Genomic DNA, 23,372 nt, shown 5'->3' on the forward strand with positions numbered 1-23,372 from the left:
TGCCTAACTAATATGAAAATACTAGAGATTATTACGCCGACAAATATCGGAGGAGCAGAAAATTATGTCATAAATTTATCAAAAAAATTAATTGAAAAAGGTCATGAAGTCCATGTAATTACCGGAAATAATGAAGAATTTAAGGATATGCTCACTAATAATAAGTTATCTTATGATGTGATAAATGCAAGATTTAAATTTGATTTTTTTTCTATTTTAAAAATAACTAAATTAATAAAAAAATATAATATTGAAATCATTCATACAAATCTTTCAAAAGCAAATTTTATGGGAGCCGCCGCCGGAAGTATAACCGGCGTAAAAAGTGTAGCAACTGCGCACGGAATCAATAAAAAAAGACAGTATAACGCATCAAAAGACGTAATATGCGTTTCAAAAGCAGTCTATTTAAATTTGAAATCTCAGAACTTCCCAGAAAAAAAACTTCATATTATTTATAACGGTATTGATATAGATAAATTTAATCCTAACAATTATAAAAAAAAATACATTGAAAATACGGAAGGAGATTTCAGAAAAAAAGATATTTCAGGTGAAGATATCATTAATATAGGAATGGTTTCGAGGCTTTCCGGCGAAAAAGGCGTAAGTATTTTTTTGGATTCAGCCGATTTAATATTACAAGAAACAAAAAATGTAAGATTCTTTATTGCCGGCGCCGGCAAGTTAAAAGACGTTTTAATGGAGCAGACGCTTAAACTTAATATTGATAATTATGTATATTTTATCGGTTTTATTGATAAAAATTTAGCCGTATTTTTAAATGAACTTGATATTCTGGTTTTTCCTTCGCTAAAAGAAGGTCTGCCGTTATCGCTGATTGAAGCTATGTCGATGGAGAAAGCGGTTATAGTCTCTAAAGCCGGAGGCATGCCTGAAGTTGTAGAAGATGGAATAAGCGGATTTGTTGTAGATATCGGTGATACGATAGCTATAAAAGACAGGGTGTTTGAACTCATAAAAGATAAAAGGTTAATATTTAAATACGGCGCTGAAGCAAGAAAAACGGTTCTAGAAAAATTTAATCTTGATTTAATGACAGACAATACAATAAAATTATTTAAAGAAATATTAGAAAAAAAATAAATATTAAAAATTCAAAATTAAATTATGTTAAACAACGACAAATTGCTTGGAATAATAAAAAAGTTTAATAAAGCCAGAATACTTGTTGTGGGCGATATAATGATTGACCATTATGTTTATGGAACTGTAAGCAGAATTTCACCTGAAGCGCCTGTGCCTGTCGTCAATGTTAAATATGAAAAACTTTTGCCCGGAGGCGCAGCTAATGTAATGAATAACGTTTCCAGATTAGGAGCTAAAGTTTTTATCGCAGGTGTTATAGGAAAGGATTATAACGGCGATATATTTAAGCAAATGGCTGACAAACAGTCCGTTGATTCATCTGCCGTTATAGAATCTGATGATTTTGAAACTATTATAAAAACAAGGGTTATAGCGCATAACCAGCAAATAGTCAGGTTTGACAAGGAAAATACCGGTTATTTTAAAAAAAGAATTTATTCCAGATTGTTAGATAATATTAAATCTCTAATTGATGAATTCGATGCGGTTATAATTTCTGATTACGGAAAGGGGGTAATTGAACAAAGATTTTTTAATGAATTAACTGATTTTCTAAAATCTAAAAATAAATTTATTGCATTAGACCCTAAAGTTGAAAATTTTAAATTTTATAAAAATGTGTCAATATTAACGCCGAATACAAACGAAGCTTCAGGCGGTTCCGGTATTGTTATAAAAGATGAAAAAACTCTGCTCAAAGCATCCCAAAAAATCTTAAAAAAAGTTAATTCCGACAATTTGCTGATAACCCGCGGAGAATTGGGAATGAGTTTATTTTATAAAGACAATAATAATAAAGATAAAGAGAAAAATAGAGATAATAAATATAATAATAAAAAAAATAATGATGAAGCTAAACATATTCAAACCAAAGATAATAGCAATGAAGAGAAAAAAAATGAAGAGAAAAACGGATATGGAAATGATAATAAAAAGCAGATGCATTTAAAAGCACGGGCAAAAAATGTTTTTGATGTAACAGGCGCCGGAGATACTGTTATATCGACGTTAACTGCCGCAGTATGCGCCGGAGCGGGTATTTATGAAGCATGTTATATTGCAAATATAGCCGCCGGTATTGCCGTGTCTCAGCTTGGAACGTATGCTGTCGGCGCAGACGAGATATTTAAAGAATTATCGCTTGCTTCATGCGAATCAAACCCGTTAAACAAATAAATTAAAAAAATAAAAAAAACTAAATAAAAAAACTTATTAAATTTAACTGATATTGCATAGTATATTTTAAAGCAGCTTTTAACCCAACTTCACCATAATTATCAGCAATATATTGATATTACTATATTTACGGGGCAGTAAAAATTTCTATGGGGACTACAAAATAATAAATAAAATGTAACAATATTAATGGATTATAATTTTAGAATAATAAAAAATATATTTAATATCTTGCTGATATTGTGCTATAATGGAGGAATAAAAACTTGTAATAATAAAACTTAAAATATGTATAATTTGTTAAATATAGGTTTTGGAAACATAATAGTTTCTGCTCGAGTAGTATCTGTAGTTTCTGCGGGTTCTTCGCCTATGAAAAGATTGAGAGAGACGGCAAAAGACGGCAATCATCTAATTGATGCCACTGAGGGCAGAAAAACTAAGACTATAATAATCACAGACTCGGGACATATAATTCTTTCAGCCTTAAATGCGGCAACAATTATAGCCAGATTAGAAGAGAGTCTTCCTAAAGAAAAAAATGCTGTATTATGAATCATTTGTTTAAAAACGACTTGTCTGAAGGTGATTCACTAAAAAGCGATTTATCTGAAAATGTTTTGCCTAAAGATGATTTACCTAAAGGCATTATTTTTGTAATATCTGCTCCTTCAGGAACCGGAAAGACGACACTTTGTAAAATGCTGGCAGCCGAATTTACGGATTTAAAACTAAGTGTTTCATATACCACGAGGGCTATAAGACCTGGAGAGACTGATGGCAAAAGCTATAATTTCGTCAGCGATGAAGTATTTGAACGTATGATAGCTAATAACGAATTTATAGAATGGGCAAATGTTTTTGGCAATAAATACGGAACTCCGGTTAAATCAGTTCTTCATAAGCCGAGTTTTGATACGCTTTTAGAAATAGACGTTCAGGGTGCGGAGAAGATAAGAAAATATTATGATGAAATCCATAAATTATTTAATTTAGTCAGAATATTTATAAAGCCGCCGTCTGAAGAAGCTTTAATAGAAAGATTAAAAAAAAGAGGGGAAATCAAAGAAGAAGAATTAAAGAGAAGACTTGAAGCCGCTAATTATGAAATAGAGAAAAGCCGTTTTTATAATTATACCGTTACTAATAATATTCTTGAAAAAGCATATTCAAAACTCAGGTCTATAATAATAGCAGAAAGATGCAAAAACGTTTTTTTATAATTTAAATTTTTATCTTTATTCGCCGAGAATATGCACCAGTCATATAAACGCATGCCGATTATGGGATGTGAGGCGTTGAATTTCAATTAATTCAATTTATTTTAATTCAATTAATTAAAGTTAATATTGTTAATATAAATACTGTATGTAATAATACTATGAGGAGACTATAATGGCAAGGGTTACCGTAGAAGATTGTCTTATTAATGTTGAAAATAGATTTGCTTTAGTTATAATCACCGCAAAGAGAGTGCGGCAGCTTTTTAACGGGGCTAAACCTAAGATTAATTCAAAAAATAAGTTTGTCGTTGTTGCTTTAAGAGAGATAGCAGCGGGATACGTTGTCCCTGTTAATAAAGATATTTTATAATAGTTTTGACAAATAGTTGATAAATAGGTCCGGATAAAAATATGGATATTGCCGGTGCAGACAGCTCTAAAACGGAAACAAAAAAGATAAATACTGATAAAACAGATGCTGATAAAACAGATATTAATAAAACGGATTCTGATATAATCATTAATAAAACAGATATTAATAAAATAGACACTTATAAAATAGATAACGATAAAACTGAAGCTATTAAAATATCCAACGAATTTAATGCAACAAATATTTTGAGGGATAATTTTAAAAGCAGCATTAATAACATAACAGATATTGATTTAAATGATATACAAAGCGATAAATTTAAACTTTTAAAAAAAGCTTACGATTTTTCTCAAACAGTTCATAAAGGACAGTTGAGAGAATCTGGAGAGCCTTATTTTACCCATCTTATAGAAGTGGCTTCAATAGTTGCAAGTCTCAGAATGGACTGCGCTTCTATAGTTGCGGCACTTCTTCATGACACAGTAGAAGATACCCTTGTTACATTAGACCAGATAAAAGAAGAATTTGGCGATGAAATTGCCTTTATAGTCGACGGACTTACAAAAATAAGCAAACTTTCTTTTAAATCTTCCGAAGAGGTTCAGGCTGAAAATATCCGTAAGATGATTGTTGCAATGGCTAAAGATATAAGGGTTATCATCATTAAACTGGCGGACAGACTGCACAATTTAAGAACGCTTAATTTTTTATCGGAAGAAAGAAGAATTAAAATAGCCCAGGAAACGCTTGATATCTTTGCTCCTTTAGCAAATAGATTAGGTATATTCTCAATTAAAAGCGAACTGGAAGATCTTTCGCTGAAATATCTTAATCCGGCTGTATATAAAGACCTTTCTTTAAAAATCAGCAGTAAAAAATTATCTAGAGAGCAATATATTGCAATGGTTGCAGATATCTTAAAAGCAAATCTTTCTAAACATAATTTTTTAGAAGCTGAAATTTACGGAAGACCTAAACATTTTTTTAGTATTTATAAAAAAATGACCGAGCAGCACATAAGCTTTGAGGAAATTTATGACTTAATAGCATTGAGGGTTATAGTCAGTACAATAAATGAATGTTATGAAGTGCTAGGTGCTGTCCATTCTTTGTGGAAACCGGTTGCAGGCAGAATTAAAGACTATATTGCTATGCCAAAGGCAAATATGTACAGGTCGCTTCATACGACCGTTATAGGTCCTGAAGGAATGCGTATAGAAATACAGATTAGAACTAAAGAAATGCATTTTATTGACGAATTTGGAATAGCGGCTCACTGGAAATATAAAGAAAATATTACTCCTGCAGGCTCAGGCGGCGCAGATTTACAGGAATTTAACTGGCTCAGGCAGCTTGTTGAATTTCAAAAAGACCTTAAGGACCCGCATGAATTTTTAAACAGCGTAAAAATAGACCTTTTTCAGGAAGATGTTTATGTTTTTACACCCAAAGGGGATGTCATTGCTCTGCCTAAGGATTCGACGCCTATTGATTTCGCTTATTATATTCATACGGAAATAGGAGATAAAACTACCGGAGCTATTGTAAACGGCAATATAATTCCTTTAAGATATAAATTGCAGAATGGCGATATTGTTAAGATTTTAACTAAAGAAGGACATCACCCGTCGAAGGATTGGCTGAATTATGTGCAATCTTCCAAGGCTATCTCTAAAATAAGAAACTGGATAAGACAGCAGGAAAGACAGGAAAGTATCGATGCCGGAAAAGAAAGTCTGGAAAAAGAATTCAGAAAATTAGGGAATAAAAAGATTGAATATAATGAATTAACCGCCCTGGCGCTAAATTATTATTCGCTTAAGGATGAAGCAGAGTTGTATGCAGGAATAGGTTTTGGCAAATATTCTCCTAAAAATATTTTTTCATCGGTTATCCCTGGTTTTAAAAATTCAGATGGATTATCGCTGATAACTCAAAAAACCGGAAATGTTATCCAGAGAATTCTTCAAAAAATTAAGATTCAGTCTTCTGCAAGCAGCAAAAACGTTATTACATCGCCTTTTGGCGGAGATTTGCTTTACAAAATAGCCGGCTGCTGCCATCCAGTTCCCGGAGATTCTATCGTAGGATATATTTCAAGGGGCAGAGGAGTAATAGTTCATAAATCTGATTGTAAAAATATAATAGGCGAGGATGAAACCAGACTTATAACCGTCAGCTGGAAAACGGCAGGAGCAACATCAGTCCTCGGCTATTTTGAAACTAAGATAAATATAGTTACCGAAGATAAGAAAGGCATACTGGCTGAAATTGCGGCTGTTATATCGGATAGAGGCGCCAATATTTCAAAAGCGCAGGTAAGGACGCTTAAAGACGGCAGAGCGATACATATTTTTGATATTGAGGTTAAAGATATTACACAGATTGATAATATATTAAATTCTATAAGGACAATAAAGGGCGTTATTAAAGTCAACAGAGTTACTTACTGATTGTTTAGTTGCTTACAGCTTTTATAATCTTAATAGAGTTGCTTGCCAGATGTTTATTTGCTAACAGCTTTTATAATCTTAACAGAGCTGGTTGCAGACTGCTTATTTGCTAACTACTTTTGTAATCTTGCCGGCTTTCAAACATTTAGAGCAAACTTTCACCTTTTTATGTGTTCCGTTAAAATCGGCTTTTACTATATGCAGATTAGGCAGGGATACTTTTTTTGTTTTATTGTTAGCGTGAGAAACTTTGTTGCCGTATTGAATGCTTTTTCCGCAAACGCTGCAGGTCCTTGACATTATTTATGCTCCTTAAATAGTATTTGTTATTATTTATTGTGAGATTATAAATTATCGCTTTACTTTAATATATGCAATATATATTGCATATCAGTATTATTATATATTCGAATAATTGATATGCATATCAGGAAACTTATTCTCTTTTTTCATTTATTGTAGTCATATATTATACTTATAATAAAATTTAAGTCAAGATATTTTATGTGATATATTTTTATATGATATTTTACTGTTATATAGGGTATACTAACCTTAGTGTTTAGTTGTAATATTTTATAATTTATATAAATATTTTGTTTTACATTATAAAATTTTATGATAAAATAATAAACACTAACTATGGATAATAATTTGCTTTACGGATAGTTGTGAATACTTGCATATATTCATCTATATATGTTTATAGATGAATATATATGTTTGTATATTTATATATATTTACTGATGCTTTTTAGAGTTTAGAGATAGTTACAAATACTTTAATCTTTAAATAATGCGCAAATTATTATGATATCACAATAAGATATATCACGCACAAAAAAGAAAATTAAAACAAAAAATTAAAATTATTACGGAGGCATCATGAAAAATCTTCAAACTAAATTTTATATAATTTTGAGTCTATTTTTTTTGAATAGAGACAAATTTGTAAAAGACACAATATCAAATATACCGCCTGAAAACAAAGAAATAGCTTATCTCAGCGATATTGAATTTACTATATTTGCATATTTTGCCTATAAATTTACCCATTCTACGGAAAAAGAAAAAAAAGATTTTGAAAAGAACGGTATAGTCGTATCTTATAAAGACCTTAATAAACTGTACATTTCAACACCTCATCTCGCAACTGTTTTAAAAACATTACAGGATAATAAATTAATTAAAAAATCAACCTTGACTGAAGATAAAAGAAAAACAAATTATATTCTGTCTTATCCGCTGCTTCAAAAATTTAATTTTATTAATTTAAAAGCGTTGGAATTCTGCAATTTTGATGCAACCGATACGATAATTATAAACAGATTATTAAGCGGCGTAATTGATTTGTTAAAAAGCAACAATATAGTAAACGAAGAGCAGGAAAAAAATCTTGCAAAATTTTTAGACGAAAGCGATAATTTAAAGAAGTTTTATTATATTACTATTGCATTATGGACAAGCAGGTACTTAATCAACGATTTCCAAATCAGACTTATGGGTCCTTCTGAATTCATGGTTTATGCAATGATTATAAAACATTTTCTTAAAAATGATAAAAAACCGATTACGACTAAAAGGGTAAAAGACGAGACAGGACTTGCACCGTCAATCATCAGTCAGAGTTTTAAAAAATTTATAGATGAAGATTTGGTTACAAGAAAAGAAATTAATAAATTTAAAGTTTATTTTTATATCAACAGAAAAGAACTTGAGGAAAGAATCGAAAAAGATACAGTAATTATTGAGCTGATAACTAAAAATTTCAAAAAGGAAGATTCTAAGCATTTTGAAAAATTTATTGAAAAATTAGAGGATAAATTATATAAACAGTTAAATAGCTTAGATTCCGATAAAATATGCAAAAAATGCGGCATGACTATACCGCCGCTGCCTGGAATAAAATATTGCCCTTATTGCGGTGATAAGATATAATAAAAAAGCATAGCTAATACGTTGTAATATTCTGTTTTGCTCGCGCTATAATGTTTTACAAGAAGATGTATCTTCTCCTGGGGCATGCAGTACAATATAGTACAGTATAAGATTCATATTATTACATATGTAATATATATGTTTGCTATGTATGAATTTATATATAAATATATATAATATATTTATATTATCTGTATGTTATTTATGCGTGCTGTTTGTCTGTATTGCCCGTACAATTTTTTTGTCAACGGATACATTGCATAACATAGTATAAAATATGGTTAGAATCTGCATTAAAGCAAAGCGCCCGTAGCTCAGCTGGATAGAGCGTCAGACTACGAATCTGCAGGCCGGGGGTTCGAATCCCTCCGGGCGCACCACTTAAAACAAGCGATTTTAAGTCTTTCAAGCCTAGTTCACCGTTAAAAATTTTCTTGACGATTTTTATCATTATGAAAATTATCGCCGGCAAATGCAGGATGAAGAACCGGTATTAACCGGAGATGAACATTTTGACGCTTTTTTGGCGGCTCTTTGCTAACATTTTGCTTATCATTATAACTTAAAAAATTCTGATTGGGTTTTCAAAGAGGAAAGATTTTTAAAAAAATTATTAAGTCCTCTTGTTATATTCATAATCTGCAAATTTATATAATATTCTTTTCAAAGGGTTTAAAAATTTGTAAAATTTGCGTAGGGCTTTTCCCGCTATTAACGGAAGCTTGCTTATGCCGATAGCCTTATTGGCTAACGTCTCTACGCTAACAGAATAGTCACGATAACAGTCATACTTACTCGTTTGCTGTGTTTTTGGCGAGGCGTAGTATTCGTTGTTAATAGGTAATTTCAAACCATAATTAGCATTCAAGCGGATATTCGAGCCGGTAAACTTTTCAAAAAAAAATTCCGTTTTTATTCTGCAGATGTATGGTTCGATATGATTATCGATGGAATACAACGAGGGAAGCGGCCAGCTTATAATATGATTTCTGCCGATTTGTTTCACTTTGTCACGGATTTCGTTTTTTGATGTCTTGTTGTTATAATATTCTAAAGCAAGCGCCTTTATAAAAGGCAAGGGTTTATTAGTTAAATCAGCGCGCGTAACTGGTTTTAAATTTTCATATAAGTTAGACAAACCGGTTGCTTTAAAGAATATCGGTTCTATAGGAAATGCATATTGCATACAGTTTATGTTTTTTTCACCGAATACATCTGCGAAACTTTTTATTGTATCTTCATATATAAAGGAAAATGTTTCTGAAAATTTTTTTGTCGGGTTAAGAATAAATTTGCCGGAATCTAAAATTTCTTTTGTATATTCTTCAAAAGAGATATCAAGTCCGTATTTAAGAAGTTCTCTATATAGCTCTATCATATAAGGAATCTGCTCTCTTAAGAATATTATTACTTCGGTGCTATAGCCGCATCGCTCAAAACAATTCTTTAAAATTTGAAGTTTATCCGGTTTAGAATATAAACATTGAAAATTTTCAGAACTTATTATTACAACAGGGAAATTAGTTCTTTTTATTTCCGAGCAGAGGTCTTCAAGCGTGCCGTATTTCTTTTTAAAATTTTGCATATCATTGTTTAGCTGAGCAATAATATTGTGGTGTCCGCCAAACTTGCCGAATTTTCCGGCAGAAGGATAGAGTATGCCTTTCTTCTTAAGATATTTATAGTTAACAGAGAGTGTGCTTTGTAAAGCGGTTGTGCCGGTTTTATGAGTTCCTATGTGCAGAAATATTTTCTTTCTCATTTTTTATAATTATAATTTATAATATTAGATTAAAATATATGATATTAAATTAATTTTTATATTGTAAAACCGTAAGTTAAACTGAGTATTAATAAATTGTAAATAAAAAAATATATTAGTATTTGCAAAAGCCGTAAAAATTATTTATTGAAGACAGAATTATAGAATACGGCAATAAAACTATAGTTTTCGACTGAATGAGTATAAAAGAAAATTAGAGTGACATAAAATTTTGAACGGTCTATTAAGGACATTAAATTAATAAATATTATCAGATGAAGGGAATATATTATTTTTAACATCATCTTTGAATTCCGATAACGCTTTTATCATTATATTTCTTGTTTCGGCATATTTTTTTACAAATTTTGGAGGTTTAGAAGACAGCATGCCGACGGCATCATGGAACACCAGTACCTGTCCGTCTGTGTATCTGCCGGCACCTATTCCTATTGTGGGAATTTTAACCGCACTTTGAACGGCATCCGCAGCATTTTCAGGCATTGCCTCCAGAACCATCATAAAAGAGCCTGCTTTTTCAAGTTCCACTGCCGCAAGTACTAATTTTTCTATTTCAGATTCTAATCTGCCCTGAACTTTATATCCCCCCATAGTATTGATGAATTGGGGCATGAGACCGATATGCGATACGACAGGAATGCCTGCGTCGGTTATTTTCACAATAGTGTGTTTCATGTTTATGCCGCCTTCAATTTTTACGGCGTTAGCCCCTGATTCCTTAACGAACCTGCCTGCATTTTTGAGGGCTTCTTTTTCGTCAATCTGATATGACATAAAAGGCATATCGGAAACAATAAACGAATTTTTTGCACCTCTCCTTACAAGCTCCGTATGGTATATCATTTCTTCAACCGTAACCGGTAAGGTGTTTTCTTTGCCTTGAATCGTGGTAGCCAGAGAATCTCCGATAAGAATAATGTCTATATCTGCTTCTTCTGCAATTTGCGCTTGTACAAAGTCGTAAGCCGTTATCATAGTTATTTTTTCGTTGTCGGATTTCATTTTATTAAAAGTATTTATGCTTTTCATTTGATATTAGTCCTTAATTAAGTTAAAATAATTAGAATCTAAAGAATATAAACATATCTATATCTAATTAAATAATTATAGCATATTATGTAACCGCACATCATACATATATATATCAAATTATCAAATTGCAGACAATATATCAAAATTTATGAATAATATCTCAAAATCTGAATTTAAAATATTAGAGGCGTACATTAGCGATTTCGGAAGCGAAATAAATTCTGAAGCAATTGTAAAGGAAGATATTTTAAGGCAGGGCATCCATTTCGAAGCGACGCCTAATGCCGCTTTTTCAAGCAAATCTTATTTTATTTTTTCATTCAATATTGATAACGATAAAGAAGTGCTTAATAAAAAATATCCGGAAGAAATTGCAATTTCAGGAGGTCCTTTCGATTTAAAACGGACAATAATTTCTGTAAGAATTCATAATTCATCTCCATATAAAATAAAACTTGTCGAAGATGGAGATAACGGTAAAATTAAGCCTGTGCTTTATTTAAACGAAGATTTTATTGCTGATGTCATATTCTCGGAAGAAAAATCTTATATGATACAGACTACGGCATCAGGAAAATCGGTAAGAGACCTGGCGCCGACGATAGAATGGGGATATTTAATATATCTTGCCGTTTTTAGAATGTGCCAGTATTTTGGAGAAGATCTTGAGTGTATGTTTTGCGATATGAATTCCAATTATGTCAATCAGCGAAAAATAAACCAAACTTATTCTGCCGTTAAATCAATTGACGATATAATAGATGCACTTGATATCATTGCTATGTCCAAAGATTCAAAAGCTGAAGCGTATACGCTGACCGGCGGAAGCATTATAGACGAAGTGAAATTTAACGGGGACGGTGAGGTAGATTTTTATGTTAGATTTCTCGAAAAAATTGAAGATAAATTTAAAGGAAAATGGATAAGCAAAATAGTTGTTCAGGCTCACGATAAAGACAACTTAAAAAGATTAAAAAATGCCGGAGCTTACATTTATCACACTAATTTTGAAATTTGGAACAAGGAATTGTTTGATAAATTGTGCCCCGGTAAAAGCAAATATATCGGCAGAGATAAATGGGTCGGCAGAATTTTAGATGCGGTAGACATTTTTGGCGATTACAGGGTTATTCCCAATTTTGTCGCCGGCATTGAACTTTCAAAACCTTACGGTTTCAAAACTGTTGACGAAGCCGTTGAATCAACTGCGGAAGGATTAGAGGTATTTATGTCGCATAATATTATTCCGAGATATACTACGTGGTGCCCTGAAAAGACCAGCAAATTAGGTAAATTCGGCAATGTTCCGGCTCCGCTTGAATATTATATCAAACTGCTTCTGAAATGGCATGAAATTCATTATAAGTATAATCTGCCGATACCGGAAGGATATGGAGAAGCGGGCCCTGGTAAAGCTGAATTTTCGGTTAGCGCTTTTATGGATGCTTTTAAATTATCGGCTTGATTTAATTGATTATTGAATAACCGAGTAAGAAAATTTGCAAATAATTTCTTTATTCACTGATGACGCCCTTGAACTGTCAGTATGTTGTCAGTATGATTGTATTAAGCCGCAATAGAAAACGTGTAAGATAATATATAAGCTATACAATATTCAAGAGATATAACATAAAGATATGATAATATAAAGTATGTTACCTTAATCCTGCAATAGAAAATATTTATGCATTTCTTTGCTCGTTAAGTAAAAGATAACTTTCATTGCAGAAGGAAAAGGTGTAAGGAAAAGGTGTCAGATTTTATTTTTTTTGCATATGAAGTAGTTCAATTAACAAAGAAAATATTTGCAAAAAAATTAATCTGACACCTTTTCCGAGCAAATAACTTTCTATTGCAGGATTAAGGTGTTAATATATTCTTGAATATTTTAATTATTTATGATAGTATTTATATATATAGATATTTAATAAACATTTAATTCGGTTTGTAAGTTATAGTTATTAGGTTGATATAATATTAAAATTAAATAAAGTAGTGCAAGTGGAGAGGATAATATAATATAATATAATATAATATAATATAATATAGTAATGTAATGTAAATAAATAGAAAACAATTAAATTAAATTAAATTTCAGGAGATATTATGGGTAACTTAGATAAGAACAAAACAAAAGACGGTAAAGATATTGATTGTGAATGCGGAACAGACGGAAATCATGACGGCAGTTCGTGCGGATGCGGACACGAAGAGGAGCATCATGGCTATCACCGCGATGAAGACGGCGGTTCTTGCGGCTGCGGAGAAGATGGACATAGTCATGACGGCGGTTCTTGCGGCTGCGGCGGCGATGACGATGAAGAAGACGGCGGTTCTTGCGGCTGCGGAAGCAGTCATGGCGAAGGGCACGGGAAAAATCCTTTTGATGAACAATCTCCAATAAAAGGCGTTAAAAATATAATTGCCGTAGCAAGCGGAAAAGGCGGAGTAGGCAAGTCTACGTTTAGCGTAAATCTTGCTATTAGTTTAGCTCAGCAGGGCAAAAAAGTAGGTCTTATGGATGCCGATATGTATGGTCCCAGCGTTCCTATGATGATGGGAATAAACCAGAGACCTGAATTAACCGAAGATAAACGGATTGTTCCTATAGAAAAATATGGCATAAAATTAATGTCGCTCGGTTTTTTGATACCGGAGGATACGCCTGCAATATGGAGAGGTCCGATAGTAATGCAGGTCACGACCCAGTTTCTAAAAGATGTTGAATGGGGCGATATAGATTTTCTTGTCGTCGATTTGCCTCCTGGCACCGGTGATATTCAGTTAACGCTTGTGCAAACCGTTCCGATAAATTTTGCTATTGTTGTTTCAACACCTCAGGATATATCGCTTATTGACGCAAAGAAAGCATTGGGAATGTTTGATAAAGTTAATGTTCCTGTCTTTGGAATAGTTGAAAATATGAGTTATTTTGTCTGCCCGCATTGCGGAAAACGTTCCGACATATTTAAACATGGCGGTGCGAAAACTGCTGCGGAAAAATTAGGTGTAAATTTTCTTGGAGAAATACCGATAATTGAAGATATCTGCGAATTATCCGATTCCGGAGAGCCTTTTATGACTAAAGACAGAAATCCAGAGGTTAAAGCAGTATTCAGCAAAATTTCCGATGAGCTTATTTTAAGAACCGAACAAAGAGCTTGATTTGCATTAAATAAAAAAGAATAGATAGATATAGAAATAGCAATAAAATAAAATTAAATTTAATGAGGAGGATTTATTTATGGCTTCAGATAAAGTCATGACTTTTACAGACAGCAATTTTGATGCCGAGGTTTTGAAATCTGCAAAACCTGTATTGGTTGATTTTTGGGCAGTATGGTGCGCGCCATGCAGAGCGGTAGCTCCTGTTATTGATGAAATTGCTGCTGATTACGGTGATGTTTTAAAAGTCGGTAAGGTCAATGTTGATGAAAATCAAGCTACCCCTGGTTCATATGGCGTAAGGGGTATTCCTACCGTAATATTGTTTAACAAAGGAAAGGTTGTTGACCAGATTGTCGGCGCTGCTCCTAAAGCTGCTTTTAAACAAATGATAGATAAAGCTATATCAAATTAAGATTAAGAATAAAACGATTAAGAATAAAGCTTAGTAAGATTAAAAATGTTGATTTCTCAACAATAGGGTATTTGATTTATTCCAAGGAAATAAATCAAATACCCTATTGTTTTTTTATAAACCCACACAACAGCAGACGCAGGCATGACAGGGAATAAAATAAATCAGACATCTTTCTTAATCAGACATCTTTCTTTGCCTTTCCTTAAAGATAAGTAAGGGTGACCTCTTTGACGGATTTGCTTGTTGCTTTTGTCACCGTAAACTGCATATTATCTATAAGAAATTTTTCGCCAGGCGCAGGTATTCGTCCTAATCTGTCCATAATTAATCCTGAAATTGTTTCATAATCGGTTTCTTCATGATTATTTATTTTTGTATTCAATAATTCGTTTAATTCATTTAAGCTTAATCTCGTATTGATAATGTAGGTATTTTTTCCGATTTTCTTATACATAAATTCTTCTTCATCTGTTTCATCTCTTATTTCACCGACTATTTCTTCAAGTATGTCTTCAAAAGTTATTAAACCGGCTGCGCCTCCGTATTCATCAACTACTATAGAAGCCTGCTGATGGCTTTTCTGCATTCTAAGCATTAAAACTGAAATGCTAAGCGTTTCAGGAATAAATAAAACCGGTTTCGCAATATCTTTAATAATTTTATCGTTATTTTCTTTATTGTATATATCAAAAGCAAAGGCGATTCCTGTAATATTGTCTATGCGGTCCCTGAACACAGGTATCCTTGAATAGTTTGATTCTATTATTGTTTTATGAGCCTCAATTACAGATGTTGATTCCTCTATGGCTACAATACTAATTAAAGGTATCATTATATCTTTAGCTGTTTTTTTTCCGAATTCAAAAATGCGTTTGATTATTTTTTTTTCATAATCCTTTAATTCGCCTATGTTTCCGCTTATTGTAAGAACTTTAACCAATTCATCTTTTGTCAGAAATACATTTTTAGATTTACCTTTAAAAATAATATTTAATATTTTTGATAATCCTATAAATATTAGATTTATCGGATAAAAAAGTATTGAGAAAAAAGCTATAAACGGGATTGATTTAAGCATAAGCGTGTTAGCATATTTTCTGTAAATCATCTTAGGAATAATTTCGCCGAATATTATCATAAACGGAGTAAGCAGAAGAGCGACTACAAAAGGCGTCCATTTATGGACATATTCAAATAAAACAGTTGTTGCAATGATTGTAGCTGTAGTATTGGAAATATTGTTTCCTATTAAAGTGGTCGCGAAGGTATTTTCAGGATTTTTTGTTTTTTTAATTAAAAAACCGGCAAGTTTATTCCCCTGCATTTCTTTATGCTTTATTTTTATTTTATCATAGCTTATAATGCCGATTTCCGAACCGGCAAAGAATCCTTCGAAAAAAATAGCGATAATAATTATAATAAAATAATATATCAAATTTACGATAATATAGCCGTTATTCATGTTTATATGCTCATATGATGAGCCGTTATTTGTTATTTGGTTTTACTTTATAACGCTTAATCCTCTTATACACTAGGCTTTATACAATATGCTTTGCACTATATATTCATATTCTATACATACGTTATACATACAGCATACTTTATACTTGCAGTTCTCAGTTTTATAAGTTGTTAGTTATACGTTGAGAAATTGTTATAAATTGTTTTATACTTTATAAACTTTTTTTATGTATTTTTTTATAATAATTGTTTTTAAAATTCATTTATTGAATTATTTTTGTCTTATCATTGAACATCATATTCGTCCTCAATTTCACCGAAAATCTCTTCAAGCAAATCTTCCATGGTGACTAAACCTGTCATTTTACCGTATTCATTTACGACTATTGCAATATGGATTTTTTTCTTCTGAAGCTCTCTGAAAAGGTCAAGAACATTTTTCGATGCCGGAATAAAATAAGGCTTAATTAAAAAAGAATTAAGCGTTCTTTTTTCCTCGATGTCTGTATATACTTTAGCTAATATATTTTTAGCGAGTAAGATGCCTATGACGTTATCTTTTTCTCTGAAATATATCGGAATCCTTGAGAAATGATTTTCTTCAATCAGAGCGACGGCATTTACGACAGGCGTACTAACGTCTAATGAAAATATTTTGTCATTTTTAGTCATTATATTGCCCGCTTTCAACAGTGATAATTTTAAAAAATTTTTTATTAATTCATATTCTTTTTCTTTTATTTCACCTTCATTTTTGCCTATTTCAATAATAGTTCTGAGCTCTTCGTTAGACAAAGACTCATTTTTTCTTAATTGAAATATTTTGCCGCTAAAACCTATTTTATTTGTTGCAGAATCAATTAATACTGTAATTGGATAAAATATATTTGCGATAATAATAGAAAATTCAACCGGTTTTTTTAAAGCAACTATTTTCGGTATAATTTCTGCTAAAATTATTAAAAGTAAAGAGATTATAATTATAGAGTAAATAATAGAGATATTATGAAAATAGTAATTTAAAACTAAGGCGGCTATGCTGGCAGCAAGTACATTTGCCGTTAAATTTCCTATAAGTATTATTATTAAAAAGATGGCAGATTTTCTGATAAGAAAAATTACTTTATATTTTTTTTTAAAATTCAGTTCATCTATTTCAGTTTGCGTCAGAGAAAAAACTGAAGATTCGGAAAGTGAAAACAAAGAGGAAAAAATTAAAAAAATAATAAAAAGAAAAATAAATAAAGGTATGTTCATTCTTATATGATTGTATACGATTGTATGTAATATTATTATAAATTGTTAGATATGTGTTCAAATGTCATAGGCGTTATTGCTAATGATTTGTTTTTGTATATAAAATTGACTCTGACCTTTTTATCTGCTCTAAAATCGGCTTCGGTATAGCCTGCTGCATCGTCATTATAGCCGATATCTTCAGTGCCTTGAGTACTTTGCCTATCGTCGGTATTGCATTTAACTATTGAACCTATTTTAGAAATTTTTATTCTTTCTTTTTTTGCAATTTCAAGTAATTTGTTTTCGTCGGCGCGGCTCGTAGACCACAGTAATTCGTAATCTTCGCCGAAAGAAATAATATTATTCAAGATATCTGTATCTTTTAAATTTAAAATTTTTGCTATATTTTTAAATTCATCGCTTAAAGGAATATCATCTGCTATGATTAGAGCACATGAATTTTTATCTTTGCTGCTTAATAAATTGTTTATATCTTTATAAAGTCCGTCGCTTATATCAGTCATGGAATTTGCAATCTTATTTGCAGCTAAGATTTTGCCCAATTTGACTCGTGAAGGATGAATTAAATTTTTTTTTGCATAATTTTTTATAAACTGCATTAATATATTTTTAGATGTTTTAGATTTGTTATCTGCCTTATATATTTTATATGAGTTTTCAGAATCAGTCATCGCGTTTATAAATATGTTATTATTATCCGTATCTATATCATCCGTATTCATTATAAATTTTTCAATATGTTCTTTAATGCGCTCACTGTTTTCCATAATGTAATAGGAAAGCCACGCGTTACCGATATATCCAGAAACAAATATAAGGTCATCATATTCAGCGCTATATCTCGAAATAGCCGTTTGTTTAGCGGTATAGTCCCCAAGAAGGGTAATAGATATTGAAAATTCTCTTGCTTTTGATATATTTCCGCCTATAAGAGAAATTCTGTCATTTTTTGCCATTTCTATTATGCCGTCGATAGTCTCTTTTATATGAGCTTCAGTCAAATAATCTGGCACAAGCAATGACAGAATAAAAAATCTTGGCGTTCCTCCCATAGATGCTATGTCGCTTATATTAGCAAGGAGCGCTTTAGCGCCTATCTGACTGAAAGAGTAATAGTCTGTTCTAAAATGAGTATTTTCGGTGAGGGTATCTGATGTAATCAGTATGTTGTTTTTATCTCGAAAAATAGCCGTGTCGTCCCCGATAGATTTAATTATCATGGAACCGTTAAATTTTAGCTTTTCACGGCTATTTTCTTCGATATAAGAAATCAGGCTTAATTCGTCCAATTTTTTATTTTTTCTTTATTTTTAATGTTTGTTTTTTTTATTGCCGCCTTTCTCTTTCTCTTTCTCTTTATTGGTATGATTATTTCTGACGTTCTTTTTTACACTATTTTTTTCAGATTCAGCATTGCTGTCTTTATTATCTGTTTTGTTATCCCTGTCTTTGCCGCTTTTATCGGCGTTATTATTTTCGGATGATTTATCTATTTTGTCAAGTTTGTCAAGTTTATCAAGACCGATTATGGCTAACTTTACAACTTCATCCATATTTTTTACCGGAACAAATTTTAAATGTTTTTTAACCAATGGTGAAATTTCATCAAGGTCTTTCTTGTTTCTGTCCGGTATAATAATTGTTTTGATATTTGCTCTTAAAGCAGCCAGCGATTTTTCCTTTAAACCGCCGATAGGCAAAACATTTCCGTGAAGAGTTATTTCACCCGTCATGGCGATGTCTTTTCTGACCGGTTTATTTGTAAGCGCCGATATCATTGAAGTAGCCATTGAAATTCCGGCGGACGGTCCGTCTTTAGGTATTGCTCCTTCAGGAATATGAAGATGTATATCATTGGTTTCAAAAATATCTGATTTTATGCCAAGTTCGTCAGCTTTGGATTTTGCATAGGTCAAACCTGCCTGCGCCGATTCTTTCATTACGTCCCCGAGCTGTCCGGTAAGTGATAAAGAACCTTTGCCTTTAGAAAGGACGGTTTCTATATATAATACTTCGCCGCCGACGGGCGTCCATGCAAGCCCGGTCACAATTCCTATTTCATCTTTCGTACGTTCCTCTTCAGGCAGTATTTTAATAGCTCCGAGGTATTTAGCAATATTTTTATTAGAAATTGTATATTTTTTTATTTTATTTTCTGCAATCTGTCTTGCAACTTTTCGGCAGACGGTGCCTATTTCTCTTTCCAGATTTCTTAATCCGGCTTCCCTTGTATATCCTGCAATAATAGTTCTTGTCGCGCTGGGCATAAATTCTATATAGTCTGATTTCAAGCCGTTTTCTTTAATCTGTCTCGGTATAAGATATTTTTCTGCAATCTTCTCTTTTTCTTCAAGGGTATATCCTGACAGATTAATAATCTCCATTCTGTCTCTTAACGGACCCGGTATTGTATCTGCAACATTTGCCGTTGCAACAAACATAACGTTTGACAGGTCAAATGGTAAATTTAAGTAATGGTCCGAAAAAGAAAAATTTTGTTCCGGGTCTAAGACTTCTAATAGCGCTGAAGAAGGGTCGCCCCTGAAGTCTGTTCCTACCTTGTCTATCTCGTCTATCATAAATACAGGATTATTTGTACCGGCCTGTTTAATGCCCTGAATAATCCTTCCCGGAAGCGCGCCGACGTATGTTCTTCTATGTCCTCTAATCTCGGCTTCGTCGTGAACCCCGCCTAACGATACTCTTATAAATTTTCTGTTCATAGCTTTTGCAATAGATTTTCCCAGTGAAGTTTTGCCTACGCCTGGAGGACCTATAAAGCATAGTATGGGACCTTTCATTTTTTTATTTAATTTGCGTACGCTTAAATATTCGAGTATTCTTTCCTTTATTTTTTCTAAGTCATAATGGTCTTCGTCAAGGATTTTTTTTGCAGCTTCGATATTTAAATTGTCCTTAGTTTTTTTAGTCCACGGCACATCTATAATCCATTCGATATAAGTCCTTATAGTAGAAGCTTCGGCAGCATCTTGATGCATCATTTCGAGTTTCGAGAGCTGCTTTTCGGTCTCTTTTAATATTTCAGGAGGCAGTTTTGCAGCTCTGATTTTTTCTCTAAGTTCGTTCATATCCTGGGTCTTATCGTCTGTTTCTCCGAGTTCGTTTTTAATTGCTCTGAGCTGCTCCCTTAAAAAATAGTCCCTCTGAGTTTTCGTCATCTCTTCTTTAGCCTGCGACTGTATTTTTGCCTGCATGGAAAGAATTTCAATCTCTCTTGCAAGCACGTCGTTTATTTTTTTAAGCCTTTTAACCGCATCAAATTCTTGCAGTATTTTCTGAGATTCTTCGACTTTCAGACCAAGATTGGATGCCACAATATCGGCAAGTCTCCCCGGGTTATTAATATTTTCAAGTATTATAAGTATATCTTGAGACGGCATTCTTCCGAGTGAAACATATTTTTCAAGCTGTTCTTTTACATTGCGCATTAATGCGTCTATTGCCGGCGTTATTTCTGTTACAATCTCTTCTTGAATTTTTGATATTTTAACAAGATAAAACGGTTTTACCTGTACATAGTTTTCTATCTTAGCTTTAGAAATCCCTTGTACTAGTATTTTTACTCTCCCGTCAGGCAATTTAAGCATTTTCATTATCATTGCAACTGTGCCTATGTCAAATATGTCGTTCTGCGCAGGTTCTTCAACTACTATATCTTTTTGTGCCGTTAAAAGTATCAGCCTGTCCTTTGACAGCGCCTCGTCAACGGCTTTTATAGAAGCTTCCCTTCCTACAAAAAGAGGTATTATCATAAAAGGAAAAACTACAAGGTCTCTTATAGGCAGCATCGGTATCACATCAGGGATTTTAATCTCTTCCTGTGAACCCAGCTGGTCGATATTTTCGCCTTTGCCGACGGTAATATCATCATCTGTGCCTTTAAAATCTGTTTCATAATTAAAATTAGCTATAAGCGTCATATAAATATATCTCCCGTAAATTAGTGTAAAAACAATTAGTATAAAAACAAATATGTTTTATTTTATAGTATCTATTAATTGTATCTTTAAAATTAATATAACTATAATATAACTATAATATAACTATAATTGATTATATAATTATATCTTTAAATTCATAAGATAATCAATTAAAATCAATCAATAAAATTAATTAAAATCCAATTAGAATTTTGAACAGTTGCGCGAAATTAATTATAAATTAATTATAATCTATTTCAATATTTATTTTTGAATGAATACTTTGAAATTCTATGTTAAATACAATTTTCAGCACACCGTCTGACAGCACCGCGCTGACATTTTTATCAGATGGACTGAACGGCAAAAGCAAAAATTTTTCAAATTTTCCAAATCTCCTTTCCATGCATAAAAATCTAATATTATCACAGTGTTCTGCATTTTCTGCATGTCTGTGATTTAAGTTTGAATTCAAAACCCACTTTATAATCAGTATGTTGTCCTGTACTATTACAGTAATGTCTTCTTTTTTAACGCCGGGAACTTCCAGCTCAACTACGAGTTTGTCTTTTGTACTGTAAATATCTATAGGCGAAACGTTGGCGCTGAAAGAGGCTGATAAATCTTCAAGATAAATTGATTCAAACAGTTCCCTGAATAATCTTTGTACCTCTTTTTTAAAATTTATTATTTTATTGCTATAATTGTCATCTGTATTGTAATGCTTCATAATATTTTCAAGCCCAAATTAAATAACATTTTTTATAAATTTTAACAATCCGTCTTTAAGGTCTTTATTTTTAAGTCCGAAAGCAACCTGAGCTTCGAGAAGTTCAAGCTTATTACCTCCGTCGTATCTTATTCCTTCAAATTCTAAAGCGTAAACAGGCTGAACGCTGAGAAGAGATTTTATTGCATCCGTCAACTGAATTTCTCCTCCTTTTCCCGGTTTGGTTTCCTTTAAAAAATCAAAAATTCTTGGAGTAAGAATATATCTTCCTATTATTGCAAGGTTTGAAGGAGCTTCCTCTTTTTCCGGTTTTTCAACCAAATCTTCTATTTTGTAGACCCCTTTTTCTATCTCTGCACCTTTTATTATACCATATTTTGAGATATCTTCGTCTTTTACTTTTTGAACTGCCAGTACGCTGTACCGGTATTGTTTGTATATATCAATCATTTGTTTCATAACCGGTACTTTAGCGTCAATTATATCATCGCTGAGCACAACCGAAAAAGGTTCGTCGCCTATTAAATTTTGTGCACATAAGATCGCATGTCCTAGACCTAATGCCTCTTTCTGTCTAGTGTAGGAAAAATTAATCATGTTTGCGATATCTTTAACCGATTGCAGCAAGTCATGTTTACCTTTCTCTTTTAGAAGTATTTCATGCTCGATAGATCTGTCAAAATAGTCTTCGATTGCTGTTTTCCCCCTTCCAGTTATTATAATTATATCCTGAATTTCCGATTCTATGCACTCTTCCACTCCGTATTGTATCAGCGGTTTATCTACCAGAATCAGCATTTCTTTAGGTATAGATTTTGTAATAGGCAGCAGCCTTGTCCCTAAGCCTGCCGCAGGAAATACGGCTTTGTTGACTTTCATATATAAAATACCCCTTAAATAATAAAATATATAATAAAATTAATAAAAATACAGGTAAAAATATCAATATCAAAAATATCAATATAAATACTTAAATATTCAAATAAAAAAATATCAGTATCAATTGCAAATATTCAAGATAAATACATTAAATACATATATTAAATATTTAAATATAAATAAAAATATTAATATTTAATATCAAGATATATCAAACAAGACATATCAAAAAGATATGTCAAGATATATATTTAAATGTCAAGATATATATTTAAAGATTATTGCAAAGATGTCGCAGCATATAATAACATATTATAACTGCCGCTGTAAACACACTGCGTATAAAAATATAAAATTGCTCATAAAAAATATATTATAAATTATAAACATAATTGTAAAATATATCACAAATATATCATAAAATTTG

General features: G+C 32.0%; 19 protein-coding genes and 1 tRNA gene. 11 read left to right on the forward strand and 9 right to left on the reverse strand.

Going from position 1 to position 23,372, the window contains the following annotated elements; all coding sequences use genetic code 11:
- Positions 1-12: 12 nt before the first annotated feature.
- The 6 genes from EVJ46_05310 to EVJ46_05335 all read left to right on the forward strand — a co-directional run bounded on the left by EVJ46_05310 (position 13) and on the right by EVJ46_05335 (position 6,335).
- Complete coding sequence (locus tag EVJ46_05310; protein ID RZD16439.1) at positions 13-1,107, forward strand: glycosyltransferase family 1 protein; 1,095 nt, start codon at positions 13-15, stop codon at positions 1,105-1,107.
- 24 nt (positions 1,108-1,131) lie between these two features.
- On the forward strand, positions 1,132-2,286 hold the full coding sequence (locus EVJ46_05315; GenBank protein ID RZD16440.1) for a D-glycero-beta-D-manno-heptose-7-phosphate kinase: 1,155 nt from the start codon (positions 1,132-1,134) through the stop codon (positions 2,284-2,286).
- A gap of 288 nt (positions 2,287-2,574) precedes the next feature.
- On the forward strand, positions 2,575-2,841 hold the full coding sequence (locus EVJ46_05320; protein RZD16441.1) for a DUF370 domain-containing protein: 267 nt from the start codon (positions 2,575-2,577) through the stop codon (positions 2,839-2,841).
- Complete coding sequence (locus EVJ46_05325; GenBank protein ID RZD16442.1) at positions 2,838-3,509, forward strand: guanylate kinase; 672 nt, start codon at positions 2,838-2,840, stop codon at positions 3,507-3,509. The genes EVJ46_05320 and EVJ46_05325 overlap by 4 nt, the downstream gene beginning before the upstream one ends.
- 172 nt (positions 3,510-3,681) lie before the next feature.
- The gene (locus EVJ46_05330) at positions 3,682-3,879 is read left to right on the forward strand and encodes a DNA-directed RNA polymerase subunit omega (GenBank protein ID RZD16443.1); all 198 of its coding nucleotides are present in this window, start codon (positions 3,682-3,684) and stop codon (positions 3,877-3,879) included.
- Positions 3,880-3,920: 41 nt separating this feature from the next.
- Positions 3,921-6,335: a bifunctional (p)ppGpp synthetase/guanosine-3',5'-bis(diphosphate) 3'-pyrophosphohydrolase gene (locus tag EVJ46_05335; GenBank protein ID RZD16444.1), complete on the forward strand. Its 2,415-nt coding sequence runs from the start codon at positions 3,921-3,923 to the stop codon at positions 6,333-6,335.
- Between the two features lie 102 nt (positions 6,336-6,437).
- Here EVJ46_05335 and rpmB read toward each other — a convergent pair whose 3' ends face one another.
- Positions 6,438-6,635 (reverse strand): 50S ribosomal protein L28, encoded by a 198-nt coding sequence (gene rpmB / locus EVJ46_05340; GenBank protein RZD16445.1) that lies wholly within the window; start codon positions 6,633-6,635, stop codon positions 6,438-6,440.
- 585 nt (positions 6,636-7,220) lie between these two features.
- On the opposite strand from rpmB, the gene EVJ46_05345 reads away from it, so the two are divergent.
- Complete coding sequence (locus EVJ46_05345) at positions 7,221-8,273, forward strand: hypothetical protein (protein ID RZD16446.1); 1,053 nt, start codon at positions 7,221-7,223, stop codon at positions 8,271-8,273.
- A 303-nt stretch (positions 8,274-8,576) separates the two neighbouring features.
- A tRNA-Arg gene (locus EVJ46_05350) sits at positions 8,577-8,653 on the forward strand.
- Between the two features lie 233 nt (positions 8,654-8,886).
- On the opposite strand, the gene EVJ46_05355 is transcribed toward EVJ46_05350, so the two are convergent.
- Positions 8,887-10,035 (reverse strand): hypothetical protein, encoded by a 1,149-nt coding sequence (locus tag EVJ46_05355; GenBank protein ID RZD16447.1) that lies wholly within the window; start codon positions 10,033-10,035, stop codon positions 8,887-8,889.
- 258 nt (positions 10,036-10,293) lie between these two features.
- The gene (panB, locus tag EVJ46_05360) at positions 10,294-11,085 is read right to left on the reverse strand and encodes a 3-methyl-2-oxobutanoate hydroxymethyltransferase (protein RZD16448.1); all 792 of its coding nucleotides are present in this window, start codon (positions 11,083-11,085) and stop codon (positions 10,294-10,296) included.
- A gap of 196 nt (positions 11,086-11,281) precedes the next feature.
- Here panB and EVJ46_05365 point away from each other — a divergent pair, with 196 nt between their 5' ends.
- The 3 genes from EVJ46_05365 (at position 11,282) to trxA (ending at position 14,668) form a co-directional block, all read left to right on the forward strand.
- On the forward strand, positions 11,282-12,553 hold the full coding sequence (locus tag EVJ46_05365; GenBank protein ID RZD16648.1) for a radical SAM protein: 1,272 nt from the start codon (positions 11,282-11,284) through the stop codon (positions 12,551-12,553).
- A 641-nt stretch (positions 12,554-13,194) separates the two neighbouring features.
- Complete coding sequence (locus tag EVJ46_05370; protein ID RZD16449.1) at positions 13,195-14,253, forward strand: ATP-binding protein; 1,059 nt, start codon at positions 13,195-13,197, stop codon at positions 14,251-14,253.
- 79 nt (positions 14,254-14,332) lie between these two features.
- On the forward strand, positions 14,333-14,668 hold the full coding sequence (gene trxA / locus EVJ46_05375; GenBank protein RZD16450.1) for a thioredoxin: 336 nt from the start codon (positions 14,333-14,335) through the stop codon (positions 14,666-14,668).
- Between the two features lie 205 nt (positions 14,669-14,873).
- Here the strand turns inward: trxA and EVJ46_05380 are convergent, their stop codons facing one another.
- From EVJ46_05380 to galU, 6 genes are all read right to left on the reverse strand, one after another.
- Positions 14,874-16,133: an HlyC/CorC family transporter gene (locus EVJ46_05380; GenBank protein RZD16451.1), complete on the reverse strand. Its 1,260-nt coding sequence runs from the start codon at positions 16,131-16,133 to the stop codon at positions 14,874-14,876.
- Positions 16,134-16,420: 287 nt separating this feature from the next.
- Positions 16,421-17,392 carry a DUF21 domain-containing protein gene (locus tag EVJ46_05385; protein RZD16452.1) on the reverse strand — a complete coding sequence of 324 codons (972 nt, stop codon included), beginning with the start codon at positions 17,390-17,392 and terminating at the stop codon, positions 16,421-16,423.
- A 35-nt stretch (positions 17,393-17,427) separates the two neighbouring features.
- The gene (locus tag EVJ46_05390; GenBank protein RZD16453.1) at positions 17,428-18,684 is read right to left on the reverse strand and encodes a thiamine-monophosphate kinase; all 1,257 of its coding nucleotides are present in this window, start codon (positions 18,682-18,684) and stop codon (positions 17,428-17,430) included.
- A 21-nt stretch (positions 18,685-18,705) separates the two neighbouring features.
- Positions 18,706-21,336, reverse strand: a complete 2,631-nt coding sequence (gene lon / locus EVJ46_05395; protein RZD16454.1) for an endopeptidase La — start codon at positions 21,334-21,336, stop codon at positions 18,706-18,708.
- Between the two features lie 241 nt (positions 21,337-21,577).
- Positions 21,578-22,066: an Hsp20/alpha crystallin family protein gene (locus EVJ46_05400; GenBank protein RZD16455.1), complete on the reverse strand. Its 489-nt coding sequence runs from the start codon at positions 22,064-22,066 to the stop codon at positions 21,578-21,580.
- A gap of 18 nt (positions 22,067-22,084) precedes the next feature.
- Positions 22,085-22,945 (reverse strand): UTP--glucose-1-phosphate uridylyltransferase GalU, encoded by an 861-nt coding sequence (galU, locus tag EVJ46_05405; GenBank protein ID RZD16456.1) that lies wholly within the window; start codon positions 22,943-22,945, stop codon positions 22,085-22,087.
- Positions 22,946-23,372 lie beyond the last annotated feature (427 nt).

It is taken from the genome of Candidatus Acididesulfobacter guangdongensis (assembly GCA_004195045.1).
Classification (GTDB): Bacteria; SZUA-79; SZUA-79; order Acidulodesulfobacterales; family Acidulodesulfobacteraceae; genus Acididesulfobacter; species Acididesulfobacter guangdongensis.